Genomic DNA, 5,683 nt, shown 5'->3' on the forward strand with positions numbered 1-5,683 from the left:
CCCACGCATCGAGCGCCGAGACCCGCCGCGACCGCTCGATGAAGTACCCGAGCACCCCGAACAGCAGCACCGCCGGAATCCCCAGCAGGTGAGCACCCATCAGCCCTCACCCCCTCCCGAGTCCTCCACGGCCCCGCCGAACTCCGGCCGCCTGATCCCCGGAAGCGTCGGGGTCAGTCGCGAGTAGGTCCGCGCCGCGTCCGCCGCCTCATCCACGCTCGTGAACATCGCCCGCGCCCGCACCCACGACGAACCCTCGCTATCGGCGATCACCGCGATACCCTGCTCATCCGGCCGGATCATCTGCGCCGCCACGACCGCCTCAGGCCAGATGTCCCCGAGGGTCATCTCCGCCGTCGCCCCGTCCGCCACGTGCAGGCACACCCGGCCCGCGAGCTGAGACCGCAGCAGCGTCGCGCCCGACCCCAGGTCACTGCCGAACCGCTGGCCACCCGCGATCACGTGGATGTCCAGCGCCGCACCCAGTTGCGCGAGCTTGACCAGCAGCGCCACCGACCTATCCCGCAACGCCACCTCATCCCGATCACGGGAATTGGTGACAAGGAACAACTCGGCCACCTCATCGATCACCAGAACGATCGGCGGGGGCGGGTCTTCCAGCTCCCACACCGAGCGCACCCCGGCCACGTTGCACAGGTGCGTGCGCTCATCCTTCACATCGCACAGCGCCTCCAGCAGCTCCACGGCCTCTGCCCGCGTGGTCGCCATCCCGGACAGGCGCGGCCGGTAGACGTTCAGCTCAAGCCCGCCCTTCAGGTCGATCGCCACCAGCGCGACCCCTTGCGGGGCGAACCTGGTCACGATCGCGTGAATCAGCGTGGACTTGCCCGAACGCGTCGCCCCGACGATCAGCCAATGCGGCGTGAGCCGGAAATTCATCAGCCACGACGTGGCTTTCTCGGTGACCCCGACCACCAGCACCATCACCGGCGGACCAGCCGGGGCGGTGGCACCCGCGCCGAGCGCGTCAGGGTCGCGCACCACCACCCCCGCCAGAGGGTCCGAGAGCATCGCCTCAATGTGGATCAGGCCGCGCACAGGCGAGGTGATCCGCACCGAGTACACCCGCCACGCGTGCATCAGCGCCTCAGCACACTGCGCGTACTGCTCCGGAGTCTGACCCGGCATCAGCCGCACCCGCACCCGCAGCCCGTTGCGCGTCGGGCGCCCGATCCACAGCCGGGGCACCACCGGGCGCACCTCCTGCCCCCGCACGATCAGATCACCGACCATCGCCTGAGAGGCACGACGGGAGACCGACAGGCCCCGCTCGATGCACAGCGCCCGCCACGTGCGAGTGATCCGGAACCAGGTGAGCGAGTAGCCGACGACGTACCAGTACCCCACGGGGGAGCGGTGCCGAAGCACCGCGCCCGCCGCGAGCCACAGCACGACCGCGCCCAGGAAATACGTTCCAGGACTCGTCGTCCAATGCATGCCGCTACCCTGCCTCTCCGTAGACCAGGCGCACATACAGCGCGGTCAACAGGTCCCGCATCTCAAACAGCGGGTTGATGACCTCCCAGTACTTGCGCAGCGCCGCGTCCTCGGAGGCGATCTCCGCCAACTCATCCGCCAGCGTCTTAAGCACAGCCGCCTTGTCCGCGACCTCCCGCAGCACCGCGCGGGCATCGTCGTTCAGGTCCATCACGCGTCACCGCCCGCGAGAAGCTGAGACGTAAGCAGCGTGTTGAGATACTTTCGGCCGGCCTCGGCAGCTACTGGGCCGGGCGCAGCCTCACCACACACCCGGGCCGTCTCCGCCCGCGCCGCACGAGCCCGCGCCGCAACCTGGTCCGCGAGCCGAGCAACCGTGTCCAGAACGGTCCCCATCTCGTACAGCGGCACCTGTCCGCCCTCGACCAGGAACACGACCTTTGACAGGTCGCTGTGCACGACCTCGACCGCTTCGAGCAGTTGCGCCAGCTCCGCACTCACGAGCCACCGCCCGTATCGGACGCGCCGTCCAGGTAGTGCAAGCCGAGCGCGCCGAACACGGCCCGCTTGACCTGCTCCACGATCTGAACGCCCGGCGTGTCGCCGTCCCACTCCGAGGCGAGCTCGCCCCAGTCTTCGACAGCGTCCAGGGCGGAGGCGCGGACGTATTCCGCGACCGTCGCCACCCCGAGCAGCCAGGTGAACGGATACACGTCGTCGCGGGTCTGGCGGTCCTTCTCCAGACGGGCGAGGCTCGCGATGTACGCGCCGATGCGGCGCATCTCATTCTCGATGTCCTCGAAACTCACGAGGCACCGCCCTTACCGGACGAGCGGCCCGGACCGGCGGAGTCGGCGGCCGTTGCCGTTGCCGTCGCCGGGGGCGTGGTCGCCCGGGCCGGCGTGATCGATTCCGCCCGGTAGGTGACCCCGGAACGACCCTCGCGCTCCCACGGCCGAGCCTCCAGCCGATCGAGCACCACCGGCTCACCCTCCACCAGGCCGACGGGCTCGCCCGCGACCTCGACATCGAGCACCGCCGCGCGCCGGTCACCCTCGACCTTCACCAGCACCCCGACCAGGTACAGCGGCTTGCCCGACTCCCGGTCGGTACGGACCTCACCCGTGGTGAAGTCGGACCGGACCTCTGGCGCCGCCGTGCACAGCACGTTGCACAACCGGCCCCAGTCCACCGGGATCACACGCATCGTCACGACGCACCCCCGAATCGGACCGCATCCGTGGAGTAGAGCCGGATCTGCGCGCCCGGAGAGGTGGCCGCGCCCGACGCGGCCGCCGACGCCTCACCCGCCGAGGCCTGAACCGCAACCGCCTCTTGCGTGGTGAACGCCTGAAGGATCTCCTCGGCCATCGCATCGTTCGCGACCTCGGTCGGAATCTGCGCACTGCCGAGGCTGGACGACGATGCACCGACCACGATGTTGCCGTCAGCGGCCAACACCAGGTCGCCCGCGTTCGTCCTCCCCGCCGCACTCGCCGTCAGACGCAGGTCCACCGCCGTGTTCGCCGCCGCAACCTGCGCGTTCGCGCTCGCGCCGACGCTGGTCGACTCCTGAACCGTCGTACCCGACTCGTTCGCCGAGAACGACCCGCACGAAGCGAACCGCGCAGCCTCCGCCTTCACGAACTCCGACGCCTCAGCCGCCGTCGGGAACTCCCACACCGTGTAGGAGTACAGCTGCGTACCGGCCGAGTTCTGCCCGGTGTCCACGAGGAACGCCTCTTCCCCGTAGCCCGGACCACCCGCGTAGTTGATGACCTGAGCGCACGTCATCGACGACAGATCATGCGACTTGTTCACCGCGATCTTGTCGCTCGTGTCGTACTCGCCGTTCGACGACTCCGCGATGTCCGAGGGGTAGAGCCCGTTCGGAACCCACCCCCACATCGCCAGCGCGTCATACGTGCCCGACAGCCGGGCACCGGACCCGGCCTGGACCACGACCCCGTTCGACGACCCGGAACCGCCCGCGCCGCCGGTGCTCTTGCCACTCGACGAACCGCAGCCCGCGAGCGAAAAGGCGAGCAGGACGGCCGAAACCGCGCCCGCCGAGAACTTCACAGTCTTGGTGATGTACAGCTACAACCAGTCACTTTGGTATCGCGCCGGACAACCGCCGATCGGTTGTCCCAACGAGGGACAAGCTTAGGTACAAGCGGCGCGCAGGCGCAAGGCCTATTCCACGAAGGGACAAGCTTTGGTATAGGTTGCCTAGAGGGCTTAGCCAATGCGCCTTCATATGTTGCGTCCCGAGCCCCACGGGCGTTGCCCGCGCCCTCCACGCATGCGAGCCAGCACGCGAGCCCGAGCCCCTACGTGAAAGCGAGGAGCGTGCACCATGGCCGACTCCGACGGCCCCATCGTGCGAAGCACCCTCACCGAGCAGATCACTTCCCGTCTGCGCGCAGCCCTGAACGACGGATCGTTCCCGGTCGGACAGCCCATCCCCAGCGAACACGAGCTGATGAACCGCTACGGCGTATCACGCAACGTCGTACGCGCCGCCATCAGCCAACTGCGCGGCGAAGGCCTGATCCTGACCGTCCGAGGCGTCGGATCGTTTCCGGCCCAAACCGTGCGGGATCTTCCCCGCACCAGCGGCGACCCGTGGGACACCCTGATCCCGACGAAAGACCCGCTCATGCGCCGCGACTACGCCGACCGCGAGACCGCAGCCCGCTTCGCCGTCCCCGACCGCATGATGATGCTGATCACCGAGCGCCCCGCCACCCGCGAGGACACCGGACAGAAAGTCCTGACCGCACGCGCCATGCCCGCATCAGCGTTCTTCAACATCGAACCCAGCCCCAAGCCGTTCGAGATGACCCGCGCCGAACTCATCGACCTGTTCACCCGGCACCACGGCCCGCTCACCGAGGAATACGGATTCCAAGCCGTCGCCGCCGACCCCGACCAGGCCCTAGAACTCGCCCTCCCCACACGCGCACCACTCATGGAGATCACCCGCTACACCCGGGGCGCCCAAGGCCAGCTACTCATGACCGAAACCGAGATCAGCACCGGCCCCGGCACCCGACACATCACCACCCGCACACCCCTGAGCTAGCCCGCCGCCCCCGGCGACCGGTGAGCCTGCGGCCTAACGTTGCTTTACCTCATCAAGGCGCGGCGCGCTTCGCGCGCCGCGCCGCCGGGCGCGCACCCGCGCGCCCTCGCGCTTGCGCTGCGGCGCTGGCGCGCCGTTCGCGCGCAAGCGCGCGGGCACCCGCCCGGCCCCCTGGCACCGCTGACGGCTCCAGCACCGACCTACCGTCTAGCGTCGGGGCCGTTTCAGGGTATACACGGTGCCGTTTATTCCTGTTGACGGGTTCTGATCGACAAGCTCCCAGCCGTCTCGCCCAAGTTCGCTTAGCAAGTGTGCGATTTGAACGTTATCGCGAACATCCAAATTTGGCCTGCCAGGGAAGGATATATACGCTACCCATTTCAGATGCGGAGGGGGATCAAAGTTTCCCTCCTGGCAATAATCGACAGTAGCGTACTCCCAATTGGAAGAAGCAGAGTTGGTGCCATAATTGTTCTGCGTCACGGAGCCGCCGTACATGTTCCCGACTGCCACGCCGCTACCGCTGCTGTAGTTCCTGTTGCTGGCTATAACGTTTTGGTTATGGACGCTGTAAATTGCGGAGGCCAGCAAGTCTTTAAGTTCAACCTGTTCCGGGACGGTCAGAGCTTGGACCCACGAGCTACCCGCCGGAGACGCTTCCAGGCGGGCGGGTTCCATGCGCCGTTGGCGAAGCCATTTGTGCAGCCTGCCGACCGGTTCAAGAGACGAAGCAAGTGCTGCGTCCACCCGGTTCCCGATGATCCCTGCTGCCGCAGCATTGGCGATGTATGACACTATTTCGCCTGTAAACAACATCTGCCCCCATATATAGGTGATCTCGATGCCGCTGTGGGTTTCAGTGTACATGGTCAGCCCGCGAGCACCCGGCAACCGCCGAATACGCTCACCCCGGCCCGTTTGCGCCTGTCCTATCCGGCAGCTTCGGCGCCACCGGCCGCAGCACCGGAATCCCCTCCACCTCCACCAGCCGCAAAAGCATGATCGACCCGTCGCCCAGGTAGTTGAAGCACCGAAGATCCCGGCCGACCGAGCCCGGCTGCACGCTGGCAATCTGCGCAATCCACGGCGACCGGCGCGACTTCATCCACTGGACCACCACACCCACCCGCCAGCACC

General features: G+C 67.4%; 9 protein-coding genes. 1 reads left to right on the plus strand and 8 read right to left on the minus strand.

Features of this window, described 5'->3' with window-relative positions; translation table 11 throughout:
- Positions 1-99: 99 nt before the first annotated feature.
- From KDK95_RS33730 to KDK95_RS33755, 6 genes are read right to left on the minus strand one after another with little or no spacing between them, the layout of a single operon-like run.
- Complete coding sequence (locus KDK95_RS33730) at positions 100-1,413, minus strand: FtsK/SpoIIIE domain-containing protein (RefSeq protein WP_212522427.1); 1,314 nt, start codon at positions 1,411-1,413, stop codon at positions 100-102.
- A 49-nt stretch (positions 1,414-1,462) separates the two neighbouring features.
- Positions 1,463-1,669, minus strand: coding sequence for a hypothetical protein (locus KDK95_RS33735; protein ID WP_212522428.1), 207 nt, complete (start codon positions 1,667-1,669; stop codon positions 1,463-1,465).
- Positions 1,669-1,959, minus strand: a complete 291-nt coding sequence (locus tag KDK95_RS33740; protein WP_212522429.1) for a hypothetical protein — start codon at positions 1,957-1,959, stop codon at positions 1,669-1,671. The genes KDK95_RS33735 and KDK95_RS33740 overlap by 1 nt, the downstream gene beginning before the upstream one ends.
- Positions 1,956-2,267, minus strand: a complete 312-nt coding sequence (locus tag KDK95_RS33745) for a hypothetical protein (protein ID WP_212522430.1) — start codon at positions 2,265-2,267, stop codon at positions 1,956-1,958. The genes KDK95_RS33740 and KDK95_RS33745 overlap by 4 nt, the downstream gene beginning before the upstream one ends.
- Positions 2,264-2,665 (minus strand): SCO3933 family regulatory protein, encoded by a 402-nt coding sequence (locus KDK95_RS33750; RefSeq protein WP_443612929.1) that lies wholly within the window; start codon positions 2,663-2,665, stop codon positions 2,264-2,266. Before KDK95_RS33750 ends, KDK95_RS33745 begins: the two co-directional genes overlap by 4 nt.
- A gap of 2 nt (positions 2,666-2,667) precedes the next feature.
- Positions 2,668-3,540 (minus strand): sensor domain-containing protein, encoded by an 873-nt coding sequence (locus KDK95_RS33755; RefSeq protein ID WP_212522432.1) that lies wholly within the window; start codon positions 3,538-3,540, stop codon positions 2,668-2,670.
- A 277-nt stretch (positions 3,541-3,817) separates the two neighbouring features.
- On the opposite strand from KDK95_RS33755, the gene KDK95_RS33760 reads away from it, so the two are divergent.
- Positions 3,818-4,546 (plus strand): GntR family transcriptional regulator, encoded by a 729-nt coding sequence (locus KDK95_RS33760; RefSeq protein WP_212522433.1) that lies wholly within the window; start codon positions 3,818-3,820, stop codon positions 4,544-4,546.
- A 207-nt stretch (positions 4,547-4,753) separates the two neighbouring features.
- On the opposite strand, the gene KDK95_RS33765 is transcribed toward KDK95_RS33760, so the two are convergent.
- Positions 4,754-5,413 carry a hypothetical protein gene (locus KDK95_RS33765; protein ID WP_212522434.1) on the minus strand — a complete coding sequence of 220 codons (660 nt, stop codon included), beginning with the start codon at positions 5,411-5,413 and terminating at the stop codon, positions 4,754-4,756.
- Between the two features lie 37 nt (positions 5,414-5,450).
- Positions 5,451-5,683 (minus strand): hypothetical protein (locus KDK95_RS33770; RefSeq protein ID WP_212522435.1); only part of this gene is annotated, 233 nt, incomplete at its 5' end.

The organism is Actinospica acidithermotolerans (genome assembly GCF_018139625.1).
GTDB lineage: Bacteria > Actinomycetota > Actinomycetes > Streptomycetales > Catenulisporaceae > Actinospica > Actinospica acidithermotolerans.

Bases quoted from the DNA above. Each gene is read 5' to 3' on its own strand.
- KDK95_RS33735 (WP_212522428.1), bottom strand. From the start codon at position 1,669: ATGGACCTGAACGACGATGCCCGCGCGGTGCTGCGGGAGGTCGCGGAC.
- KDK95_RS33750 (WP_443612929.1), bottom strand. From the start codon at position 2,665: ATGCGTGTGATCCCGGTGGACTGGGGCCGGTTGTGCAACGTGCTGTGC.
- KDK95_RS33760 (WP_212522433.1), top strand. From the start codon at position 3,818: ATGGCCGACTCCGACGGCCCCATCGTGCGAAGCACCCTCACCGAGCAG.
- KDK95_RS33765 (WP_212522434.1), bottom strand. From the start codon at position 5,413: ATGTACACTGAAACCCACAGCGGCATCGAGATCACCTATATATGGGGG.